29 protein-coding genes are annotated in these 23,464 nt (G+C 66.4%); 13 read left to right on the plus strand and 16 right to left on the minus strand.

Features of this window, described 5'->3' with window-relative positions; all coding sequences use genetic code 11:
- Positions 1 to 42 precede the first annotated feature (42 nt).
- Positions 43 to 270, minus strand: a complete 228-nt coding sequence (locus tag ABZ664_RS34550) for a hypothetical protein (protein WP_362519797.1) — start codon at positions 268 to 270, stop codon at positions 43 to 45.
- A 209-nt stretch (positions 271 to 479) separates the two neighbouring features.
- On the opposite strand from ABZ664_RS34550, the gene ABZ664_RS34555 reads away from it, so the two are divergent.
- Positions 480 to 1,337, plus strand: a complete 858-nt coding sequence (locus ABZ664_RS34555; RefSeq protein ID WP_362519800.1) for an SAM-dependent methyltransferase — start codon at positions 480 to 482, stop codon at positions 1,335 to 1,337.
- Between the two features lie 290 nt (positions 1,338 to 1,627).
- Here ABZ664_RS34555 and ABZ664_RS34560 read toward each other — a convergent pair whose 3' ends face one another.
- Positions 1,628 to 1,996 (minus strand): VOC family protein, encoded by a 369-nt coding sequence (locus tag ABZ664_RS34560; protein WP_362519803.1) that lies wholly within the window; start codon positions 1,994 to 1,996, stop codon positions 1,628 to 1,630.
- A 63-nt stretch (positions 1,997 to 2,059) separates the two neighbouring features.
- Here ABZ664_RS34560 and ABZ664_RS34565 point away from each other — a divergent pair, with 63 nt between their 5' ends.
- Entirely contained in the window at positions 2,060 to 2,518 is a 459-nt protein-coding gene (locus ABZ664_RS34565; protein WP_362519806.1) for a MarR family transcriptional regulator, read from the plus strand.
- A 299-nt stretch (positions 2,519 to 2,817) separates the two neighbouring features.
- Here the strand turns inward: ABZ664_RS34565 and ABZ664_RS34570 are convergent, their stop codons facing one another.
- The 3 genes from ABZ664_RS34570 to ABZ664_RS34580 are packed head-to-tail and all read right to left on the minus strand — an operon-like array spanning position 2,818 to position 4,560.
- On the minus strand, positions 2,818 to 3,048 hold the full coding sequence (locus tag ABZ664_RS34570) for a hypothetical protein (RefSeq protein ID WP_362519809.1): 231 nt from the start codon (positions 3,046 to 3,048) through the stop codon (positions 2,818 to 2,820).
- Positions 3,049 to 3,100: 52 nt separating this feature from the next.
- Positions 3,101 to 4,051: an endolytic transglycosylase MltG gene (gene mltG, locus ABZ664_RS34575; protein WP_362519812.1), complete on the minus strand. Its 951-nt coding sequence runs from the start codon at positions 4,049 to 4,051 to the stop codon at positions 3,101 to 3,103.
- Entirely contained in the window at positions 4,048 to 4,560 is a 513-nt protein-coding gene (locus tag ABZ664_RS34580) for a SigE family RNA polymerase sigma factor (protein ID WP_362519815.1), read from the minus strand. The genes mltG and ABZ664_RS34580 overlap by 4 nt, the downstream gene beginning before the upstream one ends.
- A 479-nt stretch (positions 4,561 to 5,039) precedes the next feature.
- On the opposite strand from ABZ664_RS34580, the gene ABZ664_RS34585 reads away from it, so the two are divergent.
- Positions 5,040 to 5,528, plus strand: a complete 489-nt coding sequence (locus ABZ664_RS34585; RefSeq protein WP_362519994.1) for an NADAR family protein — start codon at positions 5,040 to 5,042, stop codon at positions 5,526 to 5,528.
- 60 nt (positions 5,529 to 5,588) lie between these two features.
- Here the strand turns inward: ABZ664_RS34585 and ABZ664_RS34590 are convergent, their stop codons facing one another.
- Positions 5,589 to 6,152, minus strand: a complete 564-nt coding sequence (locus ABZ664_RS34590; RefSeq protein ID WP_362519818.1) for a hypothetical protein — start codon at positions 6,150 to 6,152, stop codon at positions 5,589 to 5,591.
- Between the two features lie 260 nt (positions 6,153 to 6,412).
- Between ABZ664_RS34590 and ABZ664_RS34595 the strand changes: the two genes are divergently transcribed.
- Positions 6,413 to 8,020: an MDR family MFS transporter gene (locus tag ABZ664_RS34595; protein WP_362519821.1), complete on the plus strand. Its 1,608-nt coding sequence runs from the start codon at positions 6,413 to 6,415 to the stop codon at positions 8,018 to 8,020.
- Between the two features lie 21 nt (positions 8,021 to 8,041).
- Here ABZ664_RS34595 and abc-f read toward each other — a convergent pair whose 3' ends face one another.
- Positions 8,042 to 9,676 (minus strand): ribosomal protection-like ABC-F family protein, encoded by a 1,635-nt coding sequence (gene abc-f, locus ABZ664_RS34600; protein WP_362519824.1) that lies wholly within the window; start codon positions 9,674 to 9,676, stop codon positions 8,042 to 8,044.
- Positions 9,677 to 10,160: 484 nt separating this feature from the next.
- On the opposite strand from abc-f, the gene ABZ664_RS34605 reads away from it, so the two are divergent.
- The gene (locus ABZ664_RS34605; protein ID WP_362519827.1) at positions 10,161 to 10,955 is read left to right on the plus strand and encodes an IclR family transcriptional regulator C-terminal domain-containing protein; all 795 of its coding nucleotides are present in this window, start codon (positions 10,161 to 10,163) and stop codon (positions 10,953 to 10,955) included.
- 251 nt (positions 10,956 to 11,206) lie between these two features.
- Here ABZ664_RS34605 and ABZ664_RS34610 read toward each other — a convergent pair whose 3' ends face one another.
- Positions 11,207 to 11,785: a YdeI/OmpD-associated family protein gene (locus tag ABZ664_RS34610; RefSeq protein WP_362519830.1), complete on the minus strand. Its 579-nt coding sequence runs from the start codon at positions 11,783 to 11,785 to the stop codon at positions 11,207 to 11,209.
- Between the two features lie 80 nt (positions 11,786 to 11,865).
- Here ABZ664_RS34610 and ABZ664_RS34615 point away from each other — a divergent pair, with 80 nt between their 5' ends.
- Positions 11,866 to 12,747, plus strand: a complete 882-nt coding sequence (locus ABZ664_RS34615; protein ID WP_362519832.1) for a TIGR01777 family oxidoreductase — start codon at positions 11,866 to 11,868, stop codon at positions 12,745 to 12,747.
- Between the two features lie 87 nt (positions 12,748 to 12,834).
- Here the strand turns inward: ABZ664_RS34615 and ABZ664_RS34620 are convergent, their stop codons facing one another.
- A complete protein-coding gene (locus ABZ664_RS34620; protein WP_362519835.1) occupies positions 12,835 to 13,362 on the minus strand; it encodes a pyridoxamine 5'-phosphate oxidase family protein in 528 nt (175 codons plus the stop codon).
- A gap of 422 nt (positions 13,363 to 13,784) precedes the next feature.
- Between ABZ664_RS34620 and ABZ664_RS34625 the strand changes: the two genes are divergently transcribed.
- Entirely contained in the window at positions 13,785 to 15,677 is a 1,893-nt protein-coding gene (locus tag ABZ664_RS34625; RefSeq protein ID WP_362519838.1) for an NAD(P)-binding domain-containing protein, read from the plus strand.
- The gene (locus ABZ664_RS34630) at positions 15,674 to 16,264 is read left to right on the plus strand and encodes a YdeI/OmpD-associated family protein (protein ID WP_362519841.1); all 591 of its coding nucleotides are present in this window, start codon (positions 15,674 to 15,676) and stop codon (positions 16,262 to 16,264) included. Before ABZ664_RS34625 ends, ABZ664_RS34630 begins: the two co-directional genes overlap by 4 nt.
- Before the next feature lie 147 nt (positions 16,265 to 16,411).
- Here ABZ664_RS34630 and ABZ664_RS34635 read toward each other — a convergent pair whose 3' ends face one another.
- From ABZ664_RS34635 to ABZ664_RS34645, 3 genes are all read right to left on the minus strand, one after another.
- Entirely contained in the window at positions 16,412 to 16,957 is a 546-nt protein-coding gene (locus ABZ664_RS34635; RefSeq protein WP_362519844.1) for an AAA family ATPase, read from the minus strand.
- Positions 16,958 to 17,030: 73 nt separating this feature from the next.
- Positions 17,031 to 17,228: a DUF397 domain-containing protein gene (locus ABZ664_RS34640; RefSeq protein ID WP_362519847.1), complete on the minus strand. Its 198-nt coding sequence runs from the start codon at positions 17,226 to 17,228 to the stop codon at positions 17,031 to 17,033.
- Between the two features lie 2 nt (positions 17,229 to 17,230).
- The gene (locus ABZ664_RS34645; protein ID WP_362519851.1) at positions 17,231 to 18,109 is read right to left on the minus strand and encodes a helix-turn-helix transcriptional regulator; all 879 of its coding nucleotides are present in this window, start codon (positions 18,107 to 18,109) and stop codon (positions 17,231 to 17,233) included.
- 777 nt (positions 18,110 to 18,886) lie between these two features.
- Between ABZ664_RS34645 and ABZ664_RS34650 the strand changes: the two genes are divergently transcribed.
- On the plus strand, positions 18,887 to 19,114 hold the full coding sequence (locus ABZ664_RS34650; protein WP_362519856.1) for a hypothetical protein: 228 nt from the start codon (positions 18,887 to 18,889) through the stop codon (positions 19,112 to 19,114).
- A gap of 97 nt (positions 19,115 to 19,211) precedes the next feature.
- Complete coding sequence (locus tag ABZ664_RS34655; protein WP_362519859.1) at positions 19,212 to 19,496, plus strand: hypothetical protein; 285 nt, start codon at positions 19,212 to 19,214, stop codon at positions 19,494 to 19,496.
- Between the two features lie 29 nt (positions 19,497 to 19,525).
- Here ABZ664_RS34655 and ABZ664_RS34660 read toward each other — a convergent pair whose 3' ends face one another.
- Positions 19,526 to 20,221 (minus strand): recombinase family protein, encoded by a 696-nt coding sequence (locus tag ABZ664_RS34660; protein ID WP_362519863.1) that lies wholly within the window; start codon positions 20,219 to 20,221, stop codon positions 19,526 to 19,528.
- 9 nt (positions 20,222 to 20,230) lie between these two features.
- On the minus strand, positions 20,231 to 20,491 hold the full coding sequence (locus tag ABZ664_RS34665) for a hypothetical protein (protein WP_362519866.1): 261 nt from the start codon (positions 20,489 to 20,491) through the stop codon (positions 20,231 to 20,233).
- Positions 20,492 to 20,613: 122 nt separating this feature from the next.
- On the opposite strand from ABZ664_RS34665, the gene ABZ664_RS34670 reads away from it, so the two are divergent.
- Positions 20,614 to 21,018 carry a tyrosine-type recombinase/integrase gene (locus tag ABZ664_RS34670; protein WP_362519869.1) on the plus strand — a complete coding sequence of 135 codons (405 nt, stop codon included), beginning with the start codon at positions 20,614 to 20,616 and terminating at the stop codon, positions 21,016 to 21,018.
- A 148-nt stretch (positions 21,019 to 21,166) separates the two neighbouring features.
- On the opposite strand, the gene ABZ664_RS34675 is transcribed toward ABZ664_RS34670, so the two are convergent.
- Entirely contained in the window at positions 21,167 to 21,307 is a 141-nt protein-coding gene (locus ABZ664_RS34675; RefSeq protein ID WP_362519872.1) for a hypothetical protein, read from the minus strand.
- Positions 21,304 to 21,672, minus strand: coding sequence for a hypothetical protein (locus ABZ664_RS34680; protein ID WP_362519875.1), 369 nt, complete (start codon positions 21,670 to 21,672; stop codon positions 21,304 to 21,306). The genes ABZ664_RS34675 and ABZ664_RS34680 overlap by 4 nt, the downstream gene beginning before the upstream one ends.
- Before the next feature lie 528 nt (positions 21,673 to 22,200).
- Between ABZ664_RS34680 and ABZ664_RS34685 the strand changes: the two genes are divergently transcribed.
- Both ABZ664_RS34685 and ABZ664_RS34690 read left to right on the plus strand, forming a co-directional pair.
- Complete coding sequence (locus ABZ664_RS34685) at positions 22,201 to 22,932, plus strand: hypothetical protein (RefSeq protein WP_362519878.1); 732 nt, start codon at positions 22,201 to 22,203, stop codon at positions 22,930 to 22,932.
- Positions 22,933 to 23,219: 287 nt separating this feature from the next.
- Positions 23,220 to 23,447 (plus strand): hypothetical protein, encoded by a 228-nt coding sequence (locus ABZ664_RS34690; protein ID WP_362519881.1) that lies wholly within the window; start codon positions 23,220 to 23,222, stop codon positions 23,445 to 23,447.
- The last annotated feature ends 17 nt before the right edge of the window (positions 23,448 to 23,464 follow it).

The raw sequence follows: 23,464 nt of genomic DNA on the forward strand, positions 1-23,464 counted from the left end.
GGGGGACGTTCGTTGTGATGGCCCACAACCCGCTCGGCGCCGTCACGGCACCTTCCGCGGTGGGGCACACTCCCTCTCGTCGGGCTCGTCGGGCTCGTCGGGCTCGTCGGGCTCGTCGGGCTCGTCGGGCTCGTCGGGCTCGTCGGGCTCGTCGGGCTCGTCGGGCTCGTCCGGTGAGGGGCGACCGCCGGATGTCGCGCGGCCCTGTCCGCCCCTGCGGCAGCCCCCGGGGTCGCGTCCACGGAGGTGGTGGACGGGGGGTGACGCCACCACCCTGATCGCGCCGAGGCTGACGATACGTATAGGGAAAGCTGGCTGATTGGGTGATTTGCGGTTCCTTAGAGCTATCGGCGCATCATGATTCCAGTGCTTATGGATGGGCTTGTCGCTATATACCTGCTCTTGGAGGGATTCGGGGTTATTATCTGCCCAGTCCCCCGCGATCAAGTGGGGCCCCCGAGCGGAGCGAAGGTGGCGAGGTGTCCGAACGCGGCGAGGATGTGAACGAGGCGACGCTGAACAAGGGTCAGCTGCCTGCGGAGATCGACACGACGAAGCCCAGCATCGCGAGGGTCTACGACTGGTTCCTGGGTGGGAAGGACAATTTCGCCATCGACCGGCAGGTCGCCGAGGCGGCGATGAAGATCTCCCCGGGAGCCCAGCAGGCCGGGCAGGACAACCGGGCCTTTCTGCGGCGGGTCGTGCACCACATGGCGGCCGAGGCGGGGATCAGGCAGTTCATCGACATCGGCTCTGGCCTGCCCACCCAGGGCAACGTGCACCAGGTGGCGCAGGAGGTCGATCCGGCGGCCCGGGTGGTCTACGTGGACAACGACCCCATGGTGCTGGTCCACGGGCGAGCGCTGCTCGCCTCCGACGACAGCACGACGGTCATCCAGGCGGACGCTCGCGACCCACGGTCGATCCTGGAGAACGATCAGGTCAAGAAGTTCATCGACTTCAGCGAGCCGGTGGGGCTGCTGATGCTGAGCATCCTGCACCATCTGCACGACGACGACGATCCCGCGGGAGTGGCGGCCACGCTGCGCGCCCCGCTGGTGTCCGGCAGCTTCGTGGCGATCTCGCACTTCTGTAATCCCGGTGAGGCGCACCCGGCGGCGTCCCAGCAGGCCACGACGGTCGAGAAGCTCTTCAACGAGAACCTCGGCACCGGCCGCTGGCGCACCACGGACGAGATCACGGAGTACTTCGGCGACTTCGAGTTGGTCGAACCGGGCCTCGTCCCGCTCCCCGAGTGGCGTGCCGAGCCGAGCTTCTTCGACAAGAGCGCCCTTCTGTACCACACCTACTACGGCGGCCTGGCCCGCAAGGCCTAGCCGAACCCCGGCCAAGCACCGACCCGCAGCACGGCCACGCCGTTCACCCTGTCCGCCACCAGGTCCGCCACCAGGTCCGCAGGGCATCATCGGCGTGGTCGAACGGGTACGGCGTCCATGCCGAAATCGACGCCCTGCTTCACGCCGCCAAGGACGACCGCACAGGAACTCTCCACGACCGCACCTGACTGGCCGACGCCGTCAACTGCGAGGAGCCAACGAGTGTCGCCCGGATTCTCGAATCTGTAGGTGCCACCGCGGTCTTCGGGGAGCGGGTGGCGTTCGGCCTGTCAGGTGCGGTCGTGGAGAGTGATCTGGTAGCCGTCGGGGTCGGCGAAGGTGAATGTTCGACCGAAGGGGCCGTCAATCGGCGCGGAGACGATGGTGTGCCCGTCGGCGACGAGAGCATCGTGAATGGCCTGGACGTCTGTGGCGTGGAGCCAGATCGCGGCACCGATGCCGGGTTGAGCAACGGATGTGAGATCGGTGCCGGGAACGACGTCGCGGAGTGCGAACGCGATCGGCTTCGTCTCGAAGACGACGGCGTGCGGAGGTCCGGCCTGCGAGCGGACGAGGCCGAGGTACTGCTCGTAGAACGCCTGCGAAGCGTCGAGGTCACGCGCTTGCAGCGAGATGAAGTCGGGGCCGGTGGCGGGCATGACGACGCTCCTTCTTTGCGTGTCAGCATTCTGACACACGTCAATCTATGTCAGAATGCTGACATGAGTCAAAACGGTGCAGGCGTCGACCTGGACAAATCACTGGGCTACCTGCTGAAAGAGGCGTCGAGCGCCCTGCGCGCAGCCATGGAGGAGGTGCTGCGGCCGCTCGGGATGAGCGTGACGCGCTACTCCTGCCTCGAGCTGCTGGCTCAACGACCGGGCTTGTCGAACTCAGAGCTCGCGCGGGGCGCGTTTGTGACACGGCAGTCGATGAACGTGCTGCTCCAGGCCCTGGAACGAGAAGGCTACGTGACCAGGCCTGCGGAGGCACCTGTCGGGAAGGTTCTTCCCACGCGGCTCACGCCTCGCGGTCGACGGAGCCTCGAGAAGGCGACCGTAGCGGTCCGGTCCGTCGAGGTCAGAATGCTGGCCGGCATGACCGAGGCCGAGCAGTCAGGCGCGTTCCGGATCCTGCAGGGGATGATCCATTCCCTGCGCGATGGCAACGACGGTTCATAGCTCCTTCCCCGGCGCACGTCTCGTCGCGCGCACAGGAGTGCGCCCGAGCGTGAAAAACCGTGCGGACGGACCTCGGAAACCGACAGACCTCGACTACACCTCATCTGCGAAGAGCCGTGATACTTTCAGTGCTCCCCTCTTTGCCAAAGGGATGTGGCACACCGCAGCTACTTGCCGCTTAACCTGCGGAAAAGGATTACTCGGAGAGCAACTCATACATCACTTTGCCGGACGGCACCTGTAGGCGAGGTGATAGTCGCTGGGCTTCATCGGCCATTCGTTGAAATCTCAGGGTGCACTCATGCTTGTGGCCCGGCCTCGACGACGAGTGTGTAATCAACGCCCGTGTGGAAGTCGCCAGAGGATCCGCGAATGGTCAGTGTGTGACGACCGGGCCGCAGGTGCGAGCCGTCCCAGGGTTCGCGAAAACCGATGATGTTCGGATAGAGCTCGGCGTGTTCGGTGCCTTCGAAAGCCTCGATGACGAGGCCGAGCAGCGACTCCGTCGTCGCGATCCGATGGAGGTACAAGGAGAGGCGGCTTGCCCGATCGGTGAGCCGAGGACTGCGGCGCGCCGATCCATTACCCGGTCCCGAGGTTCTTGTCGTATTCCTCGACCAGCTTGAAGAACTCGGATTCGGAGTCGGCGAACTTCGTGATGCCCTTCTTCGGGTCGGTCGTCACGAAGAACAACCAGGGGCCGGCTGCCGGCTTCAGGGCGGCTTCGATGGCGTCGGTGCCCGGGTTTCCGATGGGACCGGGCGGCAGGCCGCGGTGCGCATAGGTGTTGTACGGCGACCGGCTCTTGAGATCCTCGTTCGAGGTCCTGATGCCGAGTTTGTCCAGGCCGTACAGGACCGTGCTGTCCAACTGCAGATTCATCTCGGGCGTGTGGTTCAGCCGGTTGTAGATGACCTGCGCGATCTTGGGCATGTCGCGCCTGCTGGTCGACTCGGCCTGGACGATACTGGCGACGGTCAGGATCTCCAGTGGCGTACGGCCGACACGCCTGGCACCGTCCACCAGGTTGCCGTCCTCGGCGGCGCGATTGAAGCGTGTCACCATCGCGGCGAGGATCTCGTCGGCGCTCGACGTGGGCGAGATCTCATAGGTCGAGGGAAAGGCGAATCCTTCCAGCATGCCCTTGGCGTAGTCGGGAAGACCGAGCGCCTCACCGTCCCCGGCGGCCCGCTCGAACTCCTTCAGCGGCTTGCCGGTGGCGGTCGACAGATCCTTCAAGACACGGGAGAGCCGCTCTCCTTCGTTCACTGTCACGGTGATTCGGGTCTCCGCACGTGTCTCGCCGGAGCCCTGCCCGGTGAGAACCTCGGGGGCCGTCGTCCGTGAGGACAGGCCCTGAACCGCAAGAGTGGACCCGATCGCCAGCACGGTGACGGCTGCCGCCGCCACCAGCGCGAGGCTGCGGCGACGGTATCGGCTCCCATTGACGTGGAGGAACCGACCAGGCGGGGGAGGCTGCTCCTCACGGGCCATGTCGGAGAGAGTCTCGCGCAGCAGATCCTCGATGTTCATCCCAACTCCCTTACGGTGCTCAGCTCAGGCGCCGCCTTCTTCAGGCGCTCCAACGACCGGTAAATCTGGCTGCGGACCGATCCCACCCTGAGGTCGAGCAGCCGGGCGATCTCGGTCTCGGACAGGTCCTCGAAGTAACGGAGCACGAGAATGGTCCGCTGCCGGGGTGTCAGCCGAGCGAGAGCCGTACGCATCACCAGGCGAAGGTTCACCATCTCGGCGTGCTCCCCGCCGATCTGGTCGGGCAGCCATCCGGTGGGCACTTCCGCGACGCGGGAACGGCGCCGCCACCAGCTCACCTGCTCGTGGTACATGACGCGGCGGACGTAGCCCTCGATGGCCGCGGTGTCGCGCAGGCCGCGCCACTTCGCGGCGGTCTTCGCCAGCGCCGACTGCACCAGGTCCTCGGCGGCGTGCCGGTCACCGGTCAGCAGATACGCGGTACGGAACAGCGCCCCTGAGCGATCGATGACGAACTCCCGGAAGTCCGCCTCAAATCCTGGATCCACCTGTCCTCCTCGCGATGTCACCAAGCAAGGACGAGGACAGGGCGTGGATCTATGCCGGCATGACCGAACCGATCTACATCAAAGGCCGCATGTCCTGGCCTGCATCATCTACCTCCGCCACTTGCGGGACTCAGTATGAAACGACCTTTTGGAGGGCGAGGTGCACCGTGGCTCGTCCACCCCCGTCCTGAGGTGTTGAGCCGGCGTATCTTGTCCGGCAGTTCGTTCAGCGAGTCGATGCGAGGAGAAGGGACGCGCTCGGTGTCCGGGGCGGCCTGTTGAATCACGCCCCACGAGCCGCGCCTGATCAGCGCGGTGCGCATCCCTGCTGCGGTCGCCTGAGGGGTTTCGCCTGGGAAAGTGGTTGGCGCCGGGCCTGGGTGGTTTGGGAGGGTGCGTGCATGGTGAAGGCGGTGGAGGCGCGTGATGTGGCGGGGTTGGCCGAGGCGGCCCGGGGCGGTGAGCGGATCAAGTACCTGATGTTCTGGGGGCATCGGCCGCCGCGTTCCGGAGGGGTCGGGACCGGGTGCCTGTCGCAGTGGTGGCCGGCGGACTTCGTGGTGGACGGCGTGGTCTACCGTACGGCGGAGCACTTCATGATGGCGGGCAAGGCGCGGCTGTTCGGTGACGAGGAGAGCGCGGCGGCGATCGTGGTGGCCGATGACCCGGGGCAGGTCAAGGATCTCGGACGGCGTGTGCGGGGCTTCGACGAGGAGAAGTGGACGGCGGCCCGCTTTGACCTGGTAGTTCGCGGCAACTTCGCGAAGTTCGGCCAGAACGCCGATCTGCGGGAGTTCCTGCTGGGCACCGGTGAGCGGGTGCTGGTGGAGGCGAGCCCTGTCGATCGTGTCTGGGGGATCGGACTGGCGGCCGACGACGAACGAGCCGAGAGGCCGGAGCTGTGGCCGGGGCTGAACCTGCTGGGGTTCGCCCTGATGGAGGTGAGGCAGGCCCTTCGGCGATCGTGACGGTGATGACGTGATCGATGCCGACGGTGTTGCCCATGCGGTGGGGAGCGCCGGTCGCCCTCACATATTCGCAGGAGCCAGCCGGGCAGCTCGTTTCGCCATGGAAGGTTGCACCTTCGACACGAGCCAGTAGAGGCCTCGCATTCGAGGCGGGCGCTCCTGCCAGTACGTGAGGGCTCGATGGAGCATCTCTTCTCCACAGACCTCCGCCACCCTGCGGTCCAGTGCGTAGATCTGCTGTCTCATCATGATCGGCATTCCGATCATGATGAGACATATCAGCATCATCACGGTGGCGGGGATGGGCGAGCTGAACGGGGAGATCAACTGGGCTGTAACGAGGCCGGCCACAACGCCGAAGCCGAGCAAGGCCGTAGTTGAGACACCTTCCTTACGGACGCGTGTGCGGTCGGATAGCGCGACAGCCCATGCGAGATCCGCGTCCTGTATCTGCCTGGGCAGAGCGTCGAAGCTGGCTCCGATGACGATCAGGGAGTTCTTGCCGCGTCTTTTCAGGATGCAGTCCGCTCCCTGGGGCGGTTCGCCGTGGACCACGTCAGGTGGGTTGATCCCAAACCGCTGGGACAACTCCTCAACGCGAAGACGCAGTTCATCCATGCTCACGTGGCCAGCTTCGCGTAAGGAGATCACATCTCAGCCGCGATCGACACGTCATCTGTGGGGCGTCGTTCGCCGACGAAAATCGGATGACATGTCGCACTGTTCGCGGGAATGCTGGGGGCGACCGATGAGTTTTGTCGGTGGTGTGGGTCAAACTCTGCATGACCGCAACGTCTTGTGAGACCTGAGGCTGGGACGCCAGCCATGACCGCGTCGTGTTCGACGACCCCGATCTCATGTTCGACAACCCCGATTGAGGATCCGTGTCCAGCCTCCAGCTCGACTCACCAGCCAAGTCCGCGACCGCTGTTTCAGGTCGCACCCCGCCCGTGATCCGGCTGTTGGTGCTCGCCACATTCGTGGTCATCCTCAACGAAACGATCATGATTAACGCGATCCCGCAGCTGATGGACGCGTTGCACATCAACGAGCAGACCGCGCAGTGGCTCTCGACCGCCTTCATGCTGACCATGGCCGCCGTCATTCCGATCACCGGGTGGTTCCTGCAGCGGGTGTCCACCCGCAGCGCCTACACCACCGCGATGGGCCTGTTCCTGCTCGGCACGGCGTTGGCCGCCGTCGCGCCGTCGTTCGAGGTGTTGCTGGGCGCCCGCATCGTCCAGGCGTCGGGGACGGCCGTGATGATGCCGCTGCTGATGACCACATTGATGCAGGTGGTGCCCAGGTCGGAGCGGGGCCGGGTGATGGGCAACGTCAGCCTGGCCATCTCGGTCGCGCCCGCCATGGGCCCGACGGTCTCGGGAGTGATTCTTAATTTCGGGTCCTGGCGGCTGCTGTTCGCCGTGGTGCTCCCCATCGCCGCCCTGATCACATGGGGTGGCCTGAGGCAGCTCAAGAACGTCGGGGAGCCCGAGGTCAGCACCGTCGACTGGTTGAGCGTGGTGACCGCGGCCGCCGGTTTCGGCGGCCTGGTCTACGGGCTCAGCAGGTTCGAGGGCGGTGACGTCGCCGTCGCCGTGACGATCGTGGCGGCGGGCCTGCTCGCCATTCTCGTCTTCGTCCTCCGCCAGGTGTCGCTGCAGAAGCGCGATGTGCCGCTGCTCGACCTGCGTACCCTGCGCTACCGCACCTATACGGTCGCGTTGATCCTGATGTCGGTGTCCTTCATGGCGATGCTCGGCTCGATGATCCTGCTGCCGCTGTACCTGCAGAACGTCCGTGGGCTCAGCGCCCTGCAGACCGGGCTCCTCGTGATGCCGGGCGGTCTCGCGATGGGTCTGCTCGGTCCGGTCGTCGGCCGCCTGTTCGACCGGTTCGGCGGCCGGGTGCTGGTCATCCCCGGTGCGATCGGGATCACGCTCGCGCTCACCGGCTTCACTCAGATCACGATGACGATGCCGTTCTGGCAGCTCCTCGGTCTGCACGCGCTGCTGATGGTGAGCCTGGCCCTGGCCTTCACGCCGGTGTTCACCCTCGGGCTCGGGGCCGTTCCGCCGCCGCTCTACTCCCACGCCAGCTCGATTCTGAGCACGTTGCAGCAGGTCGCCGCGGCGATGGGTACCGCGCTTGTGATCACCGTGATGAGCGCGCGGGCCGGTGTCCTGAGATCCGAGGGGGCCACGGAGGTGCTCGCCACCCTCGGCGGTATGCGGTTGGCCTTCATCATCGGTGCGGCGCTGTCCGTGATCGTGATCATCACCGCCCTGCTCCTGCCCGCCCGAGCGGACGGCCCCGCTCATGCGGACGGCCATGAGGATGGTCCCGTTCACGCGGACGGTTCTGCTCAGGGCACCTCCGCCGAGGGGGACGGCTCCGCTCAGGAGGACGCTCCCGCCGGGGTGGGCGGCGCCGCCCGAGCGGGCGGCACCGCCGACGAGGTCGAGAAGGTCCGGTCGACGGAGCCGGTGTGACGACGTGGAGGCGAGGACCGTTCAGTCCGTCGGAGGTCCCGTCTCCAGCAGTCGGCCCTCGGAGAGCCGCAGCCAGCGGTCGATCCTGATCTCCGAGAGGAAGCGTTCGTCGTGGCTGACCACGACGAACGCTCCCTCGTAGGCGCTGAGCGCGCTCTCCAGCTGGCCGACGCTGACCAGGTCGAGGTTGTTGGTCGGTTCGTCCAGCAGCAGTAGCTGCGGCGCCGGTTCCGCGTACAGCACGCAGGCCAGAGTGGCGCGCAGGCGCTCACCGCCGGACAACACCCCGACCGGCAGGTGAGCGCGGGAGCCACGGAACAGGAAGCGGGCGAGCAGGTTCATCCGCTGGTCCTGCGGCATCGCGGGGGCGAACGTGGCGAAGTTCTCCGCCACCGTACGGCCGGGATCGAGCAGGTCCAGCCGTTGGGACAGATAGGCGACCCGGCCGTCGGCCCGCCTGGCCTGGCCGCCCTCCGGTTCGAGGTCGCCGTTGATCAGACGCAGCAGGGTGGACTTGCCGGTGCCGTTGGAGCCGGTCAGCGCGATCCGTTCGGGTCCCCGGATCGTGAGGTCGGCGCCCTCTCCCGTGAACACTTCCCGCGCACCGTAGTGGACCCGCATCCTCCTCCCGAGGAAGACCGTGCGTCCCGCCGGGACGTTGGTGCCGGGCAGTTCCAGCGTGATCTTCTGCTCGTCGCGCAGCGCCCGGCCCGCCTCGTCGAGCCGGGCCTTGGCGTCGTTGACCCGCGCCGCGTGGGTCTCGTCCGCCTTTCCCGCCGACTCCTGGGCGTCGCGCTTCATCGTTCCCGCGAAGATCTTCGGCAGGCCGGCGTCCTTGAGGTTGCGGGCGGCGTTGCTCGCCCGGCGTGCCGCCCGCTCGCGGGCCTGCTGCATCTCCCGTTTCTCCCGCTTGACCTCCTGCTCGGCGTTGCGGACGTTCTTCTCCGCGACCTCCCTGGCGGCCCGTACGGACTCCTCGTAGGCGGTGAAGTTACCGCCGTAGGAGCGGACCTCGCCCCGGTCGAGTTCGGCGATGCGGTCCATGCGGTCCAGCAGCGCCCGGTCGTGACTGACGAGCAGCAGGCAGCCGTTCCAGTCTTCCAGCACGTCGTAGAGCTTGCGGCGCGCGTCCAGGTCGAGGTTGTTGGTCGGTTCGTCCAGCAGCAGGACGTCGGGCCGCTTCAGCAGTTGTGCCGCCAGGCCGAGAGAGATGATCTGGCCACCGCTGAGGGTGCCCAGACGCCGGGTGAGGGAGATCTCCCCGAGGCCGAGCCGGTCCAGCTGGGCACGGGTGCGCTCCTCGATGTCCCAGTCGTCGCCGATCGTGGTGAAGTGCTCCTCATCGGTGTCTCCGGACTCGATGGCGTCCAGGGCCCTGATCACCGGAGCGATCTCCAGGACCTCGGCCACGATGAGGTCGCCGGTGAGCGGCAGGGTCTGCGGAAGGTAGCCGAGCACGCCCTCGACGGACACGCTTCCGCCGCCGGGCCGGTACTCCCCGGCGATCAGCTTGAGCAGTGTGCTCTTCCCCGCGCCGTTCGGTGCGACGAGGCCGGTACGGCCGGCGCCCACGGTGAAGGACAGGTCCTGGAAGACCGGGGTGTCGTCGGGCCAGGAGAAGGAAAGGTTCGAGCAGATGATGAACACATCGGACATGCGAGGGACCTCGTATGGGACGCGGGCGCGCGTCGGAGCCGCCCGGCGGGGATCGATGGGCTGACGACAGAGGCGGCCACGGCGTCGGCGCTCCTACGCGCCCGCCGGTGGCCGATCACTTCCGGTATCACCCGGAGATGTCGTCGTCGCCTATCACGTCTGGTCTCCCTGATTCCCTGTCACTCGCAGCCCAGCATATTGGACGTTAAAGGGTGCGAGCGCGATGCCGCCACACCGGGTCTCGCGGCCGACGGACGCGCCGGAGAATGGCTACTTGTCCGCCCAGCGAGCGAAGAGGGATGCGGCCATCGACCATCCGTTGGGGCGGGGTCACGATACGGCGGGGAGTCGTCTTCGCGGTGCCGTGTTACCTGGATATATAAGCTAGGTGGCGAATATGCCACGCACTCACTTAAATTGTCCGCATGCCGGTCCTCCATAGGGTGGATCGTCCCGTAACAACCCCATCGTGAGGAGTCGGGCAATGCCGCGGGAAGGCGTCGGACCGGATTTCATCGAGGCACTGGCCCGGGGGTTGGAGGTCGTCACCGCCTTCCAGCCCAACCGGCCGGTGATGTCACTGACCCAGGTGGCCACGGCGACCGGTCTGGCCAGGCCGACCACCCGCCGTATCCTGCTCACCCTCCAGGAGCTGGGTTACGTGCGTTCGTGCAAGGGAGGCTTCGCGCTCACCCCCCGGGTACTGGACCTGGGGGTGGCCTACGTGCGTTCGATGGGGTTGTGGGACGTCGCCCGCCCGCACCTGGAAAGGCTCGTCGCCCGTACCGGGGAGTCGTGCTCGATCGCCCAGCTAGACGGCTCCGACATCGTCTACGTGGCACGGGTCGCGGTTCCCAAGATCGTGGGCCTGGCCGTGCAGATCGGCACCCGGTTTCCGGCGCAGGCGACGTCGCTGGGCAAGGTCTGCCTGGCCGCGCTCACCCCCGAGGAGGTGGAGCGCGTGCTGGCCGAGCCGTCCCGTTCCGGCATCGAACCGCGGCGGATCGGCCGCGAGGAGCTGGCCGACGAGCTGCGCGAGGTCCGCGCGCGCGGCTGGGCGTTCACCGACGAGCAGCTCGCGCCGGGGATCCGTTCGGTCGCCGCGCCGCTGCGTGACGGGTCAGGACGCGTGATCGCCGGGATCAACGTGAACAGCCACGCCGCGGAGACCTCTCTGGAACGGCTCCTGGAGGAGCACCTTCCGCCGCTGCTCCAGACCGCCGGTGAGATCAGCGCTGACTTCGCCCGGCTGGAGACGGTGCCTCACGTGACCCGGTGACCCGGTGGTGCCCGGATGACCCGGACCCGGTGACCCACTCCCTGCGGGAATCGGAGTAGGGCTACCACGATCCGTTCCGAGGCGGTTTCCAGGGGGTCCGCGTCTTCGAGAGGTCCGGGAGTGACGGAGGGGGTCACTCCCGGAGGGGGCCACGTCGCTCAAGGGCTGGACGGGCCCGGTGATTTTCCGCTACCGGAACATCGGCGAGAGGTGGACGGATTCGGGCGGCGACCAGGCTTGATCACGATGATTTATCGCGTTTTTTCGCTCTTTGCGAGTGTTTCGAGGATTTTGTCGAGACGGGCCTTCCTGTTCTCCGGCGTGAGCGCCTGGAGCAACGGCAGGATCACCAGGTAACGTCCGGTCTTGTCAAGCGCCTCGAACGCCTTCCTGGCATCCGGGTCCGCATCCAGCGCCGTCGCGAGATCGGGGGGCACCGTCGCGGTCTTCTGCGACTCGTACGCCACCGCCCACCGCCCGTCCTCCTGAGCCTTGCGCACCTCGGCGAGGCCGGGCTCGCGCATCCGTCCCGCGGCCGTCAGCATCGCGACCTTGTCGACGTTCACCTGCGACCACAGGCTCCTGGGCCGTCGCGGCACGTACTTCTGCAGGTAGTACCGCTCATCAAGAGACAGTCGCTGCCCGGAGATCCAGCCGTAGCACAGCCCGACATCGACCAGCTCGTCGGAAGTGACCGTTGGAATACCGGTTTTCTTCTTGGCCAATTTGACCCACAGGCCCTCGTGGCGCGTGTAATTCTCGGCAAGCCAGCTCTCGAACGCCTCCGCGTCCGAGAAGGCGATGATTTCCACTCCGTCGCGCTCATCCATATGGATCAGGTTATCGCCCCCGCTGTCGGTCTCGACGCCGGATTGACGCGCGACAATGCGGGCGAAGTAATGTGGTTCATATGCTGATCGTCGTCGCTGGATCAACCGGTCTTATCGGCAGAGTAGTCGTTTCCGAGCTTCGCGAAGCGGGTCACAAAGTGCGCAGACTCGTACGACGCGAACCTGCGGCGAAGGACGAGCACCGGTGGGATCCCCCGTCCGGCACGATTCCGCGAGACGCGTTCGACGGCGTCGACGCCGTGATCAACCTGTGCGGCTCGTCGGTCCAGGGACGTTGGAACGCGGAGCAGAAGCGACGCATCCGTGCCAGCCGCATCGAGCCTGCCAGGACGCTCGCCGAAGCCGTCGCCGAGTACGGCATCCCCACCCTGCTCAACGCGTCCAGCCTGAGCTTCTACGGCAACACCGGAGACGACGTCGTCGACGAGACGGCGGGCCTGGGCCAGGGCTTCCTGGCCGAGATGGTCGTCGACTGGGAGGCCGCGACCACGGTGGCGCGCGACGCGGGCAGCCGGGTCGTGCTGCTGCGCACCGGCCTCGTACTGTCGTCCGACGGCGGCCTGCTCAGCCTGCTCAGGCCGCCGATCCGGCTCGGAGTGGGCGGGCGACTCGGCGACGGCAGGCAGTACGTGGCGTGGATCAGCCTGCCGGACGAGGTCGCCGCCATCCGCTTCCTCCTGGAGAACCCGGACATCTCTGGACCGGTCAATCTGTGCGCGCCGGAACCCGTGACCAACGACGAGTTCACCAGGGCGCTCGGCCGGGCACTCCATCGGCCCGTGTATCTGTCGGTACCGAAGGCGGTGGTGCGGGCCGTGTTCGGAGAGTCGGCCGACGAGCTGGCGCTCATCAGCCTGCGCGCGGTCCCGAGGGTCCTGTGCGAGGCGGGGTTCACGTTCCGGCACGTCGACTTCGACGCCGCGCTCGCGGACGTTCTGTGAGAGGCCCGGCTCGCGGACGTTCTGTGAGAGGCCGGGCTTGCCGACGTTCGGAGCCTCTGCTGACATTCGGGCGCGCGGCGATCGCCGTCAGGCCGAGGGTGCGGTGAAGCGGTAGCCGGTCTGCGCGTGCGGTTCCTTTCCGAACGCGAGCACCTTGGCCGGCTCGACGCGGAACACGATCGCGGGGTGGCCCGCGACCTGGGCGACATCGTCGATGAGCTCCAGGCTCCAGCTGTTGTGCGCGCCGTACTTCGCGTCGAAGGCGTCGACGATCCCCGGCAGGGCCTCGGGGGCGGTGATCTCGGTGGCCGTGCCCTCGACGACGATGTCGAGTCCCTTGGTCCAGAGGTTGTTCCCCGTCGTCAGCGCGACCTTTCCGCTGTGCTCAAGGTTGCGCATCTTCTGCTCGATCGAAGCGGTGGTGAAGTACATGGCGTCGTCGTGCCACACCGCGACCACGGGGGTCACGTGGGGGCGGCCGTCGACGCGGACGGTCGTCAGCCAGAAAAGCTCGGCCGTCTCCAGCAGGCCCAGGGTCTCCTGCCACGACGTGGGCTCCACCCCCGGCTCGCTGTAACGCACGTCCAGTTTCGCCTCGGGATAAGTGACGGACATCGTTTTTCCTTTCTGCGACGCAGGGGCCGTCTCGATGAGGGGAGATTTTCCCGGCGTCGGATAGGTGATGGATGATGTTCCGATCACGAGGCTACGTCCGCGGTCGCGGGCGGGCAATGACGTCGCAATAAGTGGTCTCTCTCGCATCGATCAGGCTCCGTGGTGACCTTAATTCGCCACCCATGATGAGCAGGGGCGTCGCGAGTCCAATAAGAGGTTGTTCCGTTATTCAATAAGCAACCCTTATGGGGTGTCCGTTGTCCAAAAGGTGTTACCGGCATAACCTGATCGCAGGTAAACGTAAACGCCGTGGACGGTTGAGCGAAAGGGTGACGCGAAATCCGGGGATATGGCCTCGTGTTTCGCAGCGGCACGGTGAGGTGGGTGCGACCGGGAAACCGATCCCAAGAAGGAAGGGAATCATGGAGGACGTCTGTATTATCGGAGCGGGATCATCAGGGATCGCCACCTGTCAGGTCCTGCACGAGCGCGGTATCGCCTTCGACTGTTACGAGGCCGGCTCCGAAATCGGGGGCAACTGGCGCTATCTCAACGACAACGGCCTGTCCTCGGGCTACCGGTCGCTGCACATCAACACCTCCCGACACCTGACGGAGTACCGCAGCTACCCCATGCCGGATCACTATCCGGCCTATCCCACCCACTACCAGATGGCGCGCTACTTCGACGACTTCGTCGACCACTTCGGCTTCCGTGACGCGATCATCTTCCGTACCGAGGTCACCCGCGTCGAACCGGCCGAGGGCGGCGGCTGGCACGTGACCGCGCGCAACCGCGACACCGGCGCCGAGACCACCCGCCACTACCGGGCGGTGGTGGTGGCGAACGGACACCACTCGACCCCCCGCTACCCCGAGCCGGCCTTCCCCGGCGCGGACACCTTCACGGGCGTCCAGACCCACTCGCACTACTACAAGGTCCCCGACGAGTACGCCGGCAAGCGGGTGCTCGTGCTCGGCCTCGGTAACTCGGCGTCGGACATCGCGGTGGAGACCTCCACCGTCTCCGAGCGCACCTTCATGGCGATGCGCCGCGGAGGGTACGTCTTCCCCAAGTTCATGTTCGGCAAGCCCAGCGACGACCTCATCAGCCCCTTCCTCACCACGGTGCTGCCGAGGGAGATGCAGCGGTGGATCATGGCGGGTCTGCTGCGCCTCACGGTCGGCAAGGTCACCGACTACGGGCTGCCGGAGCCGGGCCACAAGCTGTTCAACTCCCACCCGACCGTCTCCGAGTCCCTGCTGCCCCGCCTCGGCCACGGCGACATCACGGTGAAGCCGAACATCGCCCGTTTCGACGGTGACACGGTGCACTTCGTCGACGGCAGCAGCGAGGTGATCGACGCGGTCATCTACAGCACCGGGTACAAGATCAACTTCCCGTTCCTGGACGAGAGCGTGATCGCCCCCACCGACAACGACGTCTCCCTGTTCCACCGCGTGGTCGACCCCAACCACCCCGGCCTGTACTTCATCGGCCTCTTCCAGCCCCTGGGCGCGACCACGGTGCTGTCCGAGGCGCAGTCCCACTGGGTGGCCGACCTGCTGGATGGCAGCGCCGCGCTGCCCTCGCCCGAGCGGATGCGCCGGGAGATCGACCAGTACAAGGAGAAGCTCGCCAAGCGCTACGTGACGTCCAAGCGCCACACCATGCAGGTGGACCACTATCCCTACCTGGCCGAACTGCGCCGCGCCCGGCGCGACGGGGCCCGACGCGCACCGGCGGAGGCCAAAGCCGAGGCCAGGCTCAAGGCGAAGGCCGCGAACGGGCTTCCCGAGGGCTACGAGCCCGAGGAGGTGTCGATCTGGATCGACGCCGATCCGCACGTGGTGTGGGACCTCATCAGCGACGTGACGCGGATGGGACAGTGGAGTCCCGAATGCCGTCGATGCTTCTGGATCGGTGGCAGGCGCGGGGTCGGCGCACGCTTCGTCGGGATCAACCGCCGCGGCTGGGTCACCTGGGTCACCACCAACGAGGTCGAGCAGGCGGAGCCGGGCAAGTCCTTCGCGTTCCGCACCGCCACCAACGGCGTGCGCTGGAGCTACCGGCTGGAGCAGGACGGCGGCGGCACCCTTCTCACCGAGCGGTGGGACGTCTCCGGGCAGAGCGCCGGGCAGCGGAAGCGCACCGCTTCCTTCGCCAACCTGGCGCTCGGCGGCTACGAGGGGCACACCGAGGAACTGCGCGACGGCATCCACAAGACCCTGGAGCGGGTCAAGGCCGCCGCCGAACAGCGGAGCCGGCCCGCCGAGGTCACGACCGGAGGTCTGCACGTCGAGGGCGTTCGATGACGGACGAGAACCTGCGCTTCGCCTCGGTCGAGGAGTTCGCCACCTGGCTGGAGGCGAACCACCGGACCGCGGACGAGGTCTGGGTCGCCCTGCCGAAGAAGGGGACGCCGGTGCCCTCGGTCACCAGGTCCCAGGCCCTGGACGTGGCCCTGTGCTACGGCTGGATCGACGGCAAGGCATTCTCCGGAAACTCGCCGGACGGCTGGTGGGCCCAGCGCTTCTCCCCGCGCAGGGCCCGCAGCTCGTGGTCAAAGATCAACTGTGCCAAGGTCGAGAAGCTCATCGCGGCGGGCCGGATGCGAGCGGCCGGGCTCGAACAGATCGAACTGGCCAAGGCCGACGGCCGCTGGGCCGCGGCCTACGCCCCGGCGAGCACGGCCGAGGTCCCACCCGACCTGCGGGCGGCGCTCGACGCCTCTCCCACCGCGGCGGCCGCCTTCGCCGCCCTCAGCAGAAGCAACGGCTACCAGATCCTGCTCACCGTCGAGAAAGCGAGGAAGGCCGAGACCAGGGCACGCAGGATCGCCGACTACGTCGAACGCCTCGAAGCCGGGGAACCGCTCCACGGCCCCCGAGGAAAACCGTGACACCTGCCCGCTTCGCGACCTCGCGGGTGGAGCGTCCGACCGATCACCGTGGGTGGAGGGTCCGCCCGATCACCGTGGGGGGAACGTCTGACCGACCACCGTGGGGGGAACGTCTGACCGACCACCGTGGGTGGAGCGTCTGACCGATCACCGGACCTCGGCCTCGGCCCCCGCCCGTTCGACGATCTCGTCCACGGTCTCCTCGGGGGTCTGGTCGGAGGTGTCGAGCCAGAGGCCGAGGCGGGGGGTCGTGGTACGCAGGCCCTTGTCGAGAAGGTCGATGGTCCACCGGTCGTAGGCGTCCTTGCCCCGGGCCGCCTCGCGGGCGGCGACGGCCTCGGGGCGCGGGGCGAGCACGACGACGAACAGCGGCCGCCGCCGGATGAGCTCGGTCATCTCGGCGAGGTGGTCGCCGAGCACGACATCCTGGGCGACCACCGTGAACCCGTCCTCGGCGTACGCGTCGCAGGTGGCCGCGGTCAGCCGGTACCGCAACCGCAGTTGCCGCACCGCCTCGGCGGACGGGTCGGGCGTCATGTCGGCCCGGCCGTTGACCACCATCCGGCGGAACAGGTCGCCCCGGACGTGCACCGAGCGCGGCAACCGCTCGGCCAGCATCTGCGCGACGGTCGACTTGCCCGCGGCCTGGATCCCGGTGACGAGAACGACGGACTGCGGGGGAATGGGGGTCATGAATGTCCTTTGTCGCGCTGTATCGGTAGAAGACCTCGTACGTCCGCGGTCGTGTCCGCCGTTACGGGTCTGGTCAGAAGCCGCCGTCGCGGACGCTCGCCAGAAAGTCGCGCCATGCCTTCGGGGTGAAGGTCAGCGCGGGGCCGGACGGGTCCTTGCTGTCGCGGACGGCGACGAGGCCCGGCAGGTTCGTCGCCACCTCGACGCATGCGTCGCCGCTGTTGCTGTAACTGGACTTGCGGAACTCGGCGCCGAGCAGATCAGAGGACATGGCTACTCCTTCATGGCCGCGGCGATCATCGCTTGCGATGCGTCAGGGGCGAGCGCTGCACTGCAAATGCGCTTAAAAGACATTTTATAGAGCGTTACGTGCTCGGGGTTCTCGACGTACACATCCCCGGCAGTTCCTGCCACGTAGGCGACGTCGTCAGCGGTGTTGGCGTACTCAAGGAGAATGAACGAGCCGTCCATGCCCGCGTGGACACCGACTCCGAAGGGCAACACCTGAATGGTCACGTTGGGCCGACGGGCTGCGATGATCAGAGCCCGTAGCTGCTCCCGCATCACCTCAGGACCGCCGATCGGACGATGAAGCACCGCTTCGTCGATGACGGCATGCAGCCCAGGCGGGTTCGGTCTTCCGAGCAGCGTCTTTCGCGCCATCCTGGCCATCACGCGGCGATACACCTGCTCTGCGTCACCGTTTCCGAGCCCCGTGCTTATGATCTCCCGGGCGTAGTCTTCGGTCTGAAGCAGGCCGGGAACGAGTTGGACGCCCCACTCCTTGATGAGTGACGCCTCATCCTCAAGTCCGACGTACGATCCGGCGAACACATCGCTGTAAGCGGTCCACCAGCCGTGGCGGGCACTGTCTCGCACCAGTTGGACGAGTGCGGTCCGCACAGACTCGGTGACCTTGTAGACGTCGCAGATCTCGGCCACGTCCTGCTCCGTGGCCTTGGCCGCGCCCGTCTCCAGCCGGTTGAGCCTGCTCTTCGACCAGGAAAGGTGCTGTGCGGCCTCGGTGGTCGTCCAGCCTGCGGCATCTCGAAGGCTGCGGATCTCCCGGGCCAGTCGGCGTTGGCGGACGGTGTTCTGCATGGGGACAGTTTGCCCCACGAAGATTCCCTTCCCCGACTCACGGTCAGTCATCTTGAGATTACATATTGTGATCATGGGATTTCCCATCCATCATTGGGATGTCTCGCTGGGAGTGGTGCAGGTCGTCAAGAAGCCATTGCTCCCAGTCGCTGCTCCCCGTGAACGCGAACGAACCAGCTCGGCGCTTGCGACGTCCGGACGGGTTCTTGATCAGGAAGTGAGCCCCGGTCCGTGAACAATCCTGGTGCTCCGGTTCTCGACCGGACCATGGTGAGTGGCTGCGACTGTTTCACCGACAGAGCGCCGATGCCGATGGGCTGCGCCGTCTGCGGGCACGCACCTTACGCGCACGGCTGCCCAGATCACCTCGTCGATCACGAGTACGCGCAGCCGTCGGGCGAGCTGATTGCCACGCGCCTGGAGGCTCGGCGCCGTACAGGACCGAGTCACCTGCCTGGTTTCGAGCCGCCCGCCGTCGTGGCTCCTGTCGAGGTGATCCCGTTGGTGCCCGCCCAGCGGCGCCCCGAACCGGCCCCCGTTCCCAGCGTGCCAACACCGCAAGCCCGGAGGATCTCTCGATCCTTCCGGCCTCGGGGATCGCGGCCCGCTGCCTTCGCGCCACCCCGGCGCGATGATCGCCGACGCCCCGCCTCCTATGGTGCACACCCGGTTGCCTGCGGTCCTGACGAGGTCAAGACTGCTCCACCGACGCCCCGGCCGCCCGAGCCATACGGCGCGAACCAGCTTCTTTCCCATCCCATAAGGCGGACCCGTCCGACGCTGCACACGTCCGGACGGGTCCTAGAGCGGACTGCGGAGGTCCGATCCATGGAAGATGCTAGAACTACTATCCCCAAATCGACCATTCCCGGCTGGCGGGTGATTCTCAGTGACAAGGGACGGCTGTGGGCGTCCCGCGTCCTTCCGTTCACCGACGCCGAGACGGATGCGGGTGCGGACCGTACGGTCGACGCCGACACCCTCGACGAGCTGCGGGCCGAGGTCGATCGGCACGAGGCCATCGCCCGGGAGGCGGCGGGGCGGGTGACATCGTGATCGGGCGCCGATCCCGCGCTGCAGGGCAGCACCACGACGGTCCGGCCCTCGCTTCCGTCCGCAGTCGCTCGCCTCACCCGTACCGGAACGTGCCGAGGTGATCGCGATGAAAGGAGCAGCACAGATCGCCGTTGTCGTGGGCGCGTCCGAGGAGCGCCAGCGCGCCGCGCTTGAGCAGACCTTCCCTGAGTGGCGCATTGTCCATGACCTTCTTCCCGACCGCTGGACAGCTTTTCGGCGTCGGCCACTCACCGACCGGGAGGTGAAGGCGGGCGCCAGGTGCATGATCATTCGATCTTCGCCTGAACGGCTGGTCACGGTACTGGTCCGTCAGGTGCAGATCGCGCTCAGCCTGAACACCGGTTACCCGCCCGGCGCCTGAGTCGGCGCGGCGGTACGAGAGCATCCTTCTCACCGGCGGGGGGCGAGCAGTAATGGAACGGTCAGTGGCGTTAGCGAGGCGTCGGGGCGCGGCTTACCGCCACTGGCCGTTCCGATCCGGCTGGTTGCCGGGGCGGCTTGCGAATCCTTGGTGTCTGGGAGGGTCTTGTGGACGACGCCGATGGAGACCTTGACGCCAGCGGCGATGGTGCGGATGGCGGCGCGTTTGTCGTCGTCAACCACGGGCCAGCGGCCGCTGACCCGATTGCGGCGGCGGGCCGCCTCCAAGCCGTCCTTGGTTTTGCGGACGATGTCGCGGCGCCGGTCCTCGGACAGGGCCAGATCGAGAATCAGGGAGCGCTCGGTGTGCTCGCCGGCCGCGATTCGCTTCAGCACCTTAACCGCGATGCCTCGCTGGAACAGGTTGTTGAGGACGATGAGCCCTTCGAGGAGGTTGCGGCCGAGGCGGTCGACCTCCTGGACGCACAGCATGTCCCCATAACGGATGTAGGACAGCGTGTTCAGCAGCGCGGGCCGGTCTTGCCGCTGGCCTTCTCCTCGAAGACCTTCAGGTAAATCGGGTCGATGGCGTCGTGCTGGCGTTGGGTCTTCTGCTTGTCGGTGCTGACCCAACGCGAAGGTCATCGCGCTGCGCGGCGCCGCGATCAACCTCGGCGACGCGGCCGACGAATTCCTGTCCACCCACCGGGTCGCCAACGACAACACCCGCCGCGCCTACGCCTCGGCCATCGACCGGACCATCGCCGCAGTCGGCGGCCGCGAGCGGCTCCTGGCAGACGTCTCCGACACCGAGATCGGCGATGCCCTCACCATCCTGTGGGGTGGATGCGCGTCGGCCACCTGGAACCGCAACCGCGCCGCCGTCTCCTCCTGGCTCACCTGGTGCGCCACCAAGAAGAGATGGGCGGCGCCGTCGGTCCCCGCCGACGCCGAACGTCGCCGCGAGAGCGTCGACCACACCAAGGCCGTCGCCAAGATCAAGCTGGAACGGCTGCTGTCCCGGCGCGACCTCCCGCTGCGGGACAAGACGCTCTACCGGATGCTGTACGAGACCGCCGCCCGCGCCGCTGCGGTCCAAGGGCGGCGACATTGAGTGGGTGTACTGGGACGCCGGCACCGCCCGCCTCCTACCCCGCCTTCTCCGACTGCCCAACGGCCACCCCGACGGGCCTGTCCGAACACGCGGCCCGTTGTTCCTCGCCGACCGGCGCCCTGTCCCCGCCCGGCGTCCCAGCCCCGAGCACATCTGCCCCCACACCGGGCGGCCCCGTTTGGGCTACGACCGGGTGCGCGTGCTCATGGAGCGGCATCTCGGCCTCGACCCGCACCAGCTGCGCCATTCGGCCGCTACCCACCTGGGCGAGCAGAAGGTGCCGCTCCAACTCATCATGGCCAAGACCCGCCACAAGAACCCCCGCGCCGCCATGCGCTACACCCGCCCCGGCGGCGAGGCCGTGGCCGAGATCACCGGCATCCTCGCCCCACCACGCCGAACCCACTAACCGCAGGTCAGATCTATATCCGTTGGATTTTCGCTGTTCGCTACGGGGACCCCTTTCTGTCCGCGTATCTCATACCTCCAGGTCTACACCCACACGGACAACGCACCGGAATTGACCCCAAGCGCACCGTTACGCCGAGATTTCATCCTCAGTAGACCCAGTGGACCCGCTCGTACTCGGCGAACAGGATGGGCAGGACCTTGGCTGCCAGGAAGGGGGTGCAAGGGACCAGGTGAGCTTGTTGCCGCGTCCCGGCATTGACCCGATCCGCGTGTCTTCTGGTCTTCATGACCAGGTATTCAATACAACAGCGAGAGCCAGTAACACAGCGCTGAATGCCAGGAAGCTAAAAGAGATCTTGATCAGCAAGAGCTTGCCGGACAATCGCCAAACGGCCGTTTCCTCCTGTTCGTCAGCACTCCTGTGGAGTGCAGAGCGAAATTTCCCTGTGAAGGCAAAAGAAGCGAGCGCAGTCATGAACGCAAGGGCACTAAGAGCTACTGAAGAAAGGCATATAAACGCTATTAGCTGAGTTCCCTTGGGGAAAGAAAAGCCTACACCTGCCAGCGTGATCGCAGCGAGCATGGCAAGGGCGCCCAAAAAGGCAAAGAGGAACATCTTCCGTCGAAGTTGCCGAGAAAAATTATTAATCATACTATCGTTCTATCGCACTTAGTCAAGCAACAAGTATAACATATAAAACTTGCGCGCCTCCGAAGTGAGGGCTGCCCATTGGAATGCTGAACGAACCGTCGTTGGTGCGTTGGCCTGCGGTGATGCGGTTGTGCTGACCAGACAGAGTCCAAGATTCTGTCCGTCGGCATCCCGGCGCGGTCCGTTTCCGCCGTATTCCGGTGGCACCCCGGCTACGGTCGTTCGGGGCGGCTGTCAGTGGGACGCGCGTGTCCTGACTCAGTCGAGTGATGCCCGGCCCAGCGCGCGTACCTGCGGCGCATCAGATGTGCTGAGCTGGATGGCGCAGGGTGCGGCTCAGCACAAGTGATGAGAGCAGAAGACCGACGCCTCGGAGCGCGGTTCGCTGAACTGGGCGGCATTGGGTTGGCTGAGTCGAGACATCAAGTCGTTGCCTCTTCTGCGCCAGCGAACGACCGGCACATACCGGCGAACGAGAGAAGACTGGAACCCTGCGTGAAACCCGCTGCACACGCGAAGGGGCTGCCCGTGAACGAATTACTTGACGTCATCGCCACCTGGTTCAACGGCCATTCAACCACCAACATGCTGGTGTGGGGGTGGCCCATGCTGGTGTGGGGCCGCGTCGGGAAGGTCATGCTGTACTTCGCCGCGCTGTCCATCGTTCTGGACCTCCTCGACCCCGACAAGCTGCGGGAGCGGGGCGGCGGATTGAAGGCCCGCGCTACAGACGCCCTCTCTCATGCCCGACTTAGGTTGTCTCAAGCTGGCGTGGCCCGCCTTCATACGACTGTCAGGCAGCACTTCATCTCCGTAGGCGTGTATGAGCAGACGGGCCTGGCAGCCCGCATGTGGGCTGTACGTAGTAGTCCGGGCTACGTCCCCCGCGCGCTGGGCTGCTCGCTTGAGGAGTACGACGCCTTCCACAGGAGCGTCATCGCAGAGCTGCCTCGCGTCCACGCGGGGGACAACGGCAATCCATGCGACCGCGAGCACGACGATCTATGCGCCGGACAGCATCATCACATTTCTCTGCGGATCGACGCGTTCCTGACGGAACACGTGCCCGCTGATCAGCAACGGTTCTTGGAAAAGGGCTGGAGTTGGCTGCTCGCCAAGGCAGCGTGGTGGGCGCTGATGGGCGCGGCCGAGACACTCCTTGGCGCGCTCCTGCATCGCACTCGGCCGCTGCATGTGTTCCGCTGGGCGGCGTTTGCCCTGGTGCTGGTCGGCGGACCGCTTGACATGCTCGCCGCATGACGGCCGGTCAGGGGTCCACCCCATGATCATCATCGAATCGGAAGGTTCATCAGGCGCGGCGGGTGTCCTGCCCGGATCACTTTCACTGAGCCGCGTCAGATTGCCTGAGCCGATGCATCAGATCCGCCGATCTGCCGCAGCTTCGCTGAGTCAGGACAGCGGGGGTGAGGATGCCCGTTTTGCCCGGCGCCTGGTAACTCACGGGATTAGGTATCCCCGCACGTTACCGACAAGTAGATCGGCGCTTCGCCCAGCTGACTGTCGGCGAGGTTGGGCAGACTCAGAGTATGACAAGTGACGAAAAAGCCAATGGCTTGTCCCAGGTAGGGAAGCTCACCGTCGGTTGGGCCGCCGGGCAGATCGCGGTGGCTCGGATGGCCGCCGAACGGGCGGAGCGCGCGGGCTTGGTCGTGCGGGCGTTGGTCCTGCCTCGCAACGTGTATCCCGATGGCGGCACCGCCTATGGCTACCCGATCATGCACGCCGACGTAGACACCGCCGGCGTTTTCATCTGACCCCGCGAAGGCCAAGC

The organism is Streptosporangium sp. NPDC006930 (assembly GCF_040635605.1).
Classification (GTDB): Bacteria; Actinomycetota; Actinomycetes; order Streptosporangiales; family Streptosporangiaceae; genus Streptosporangium.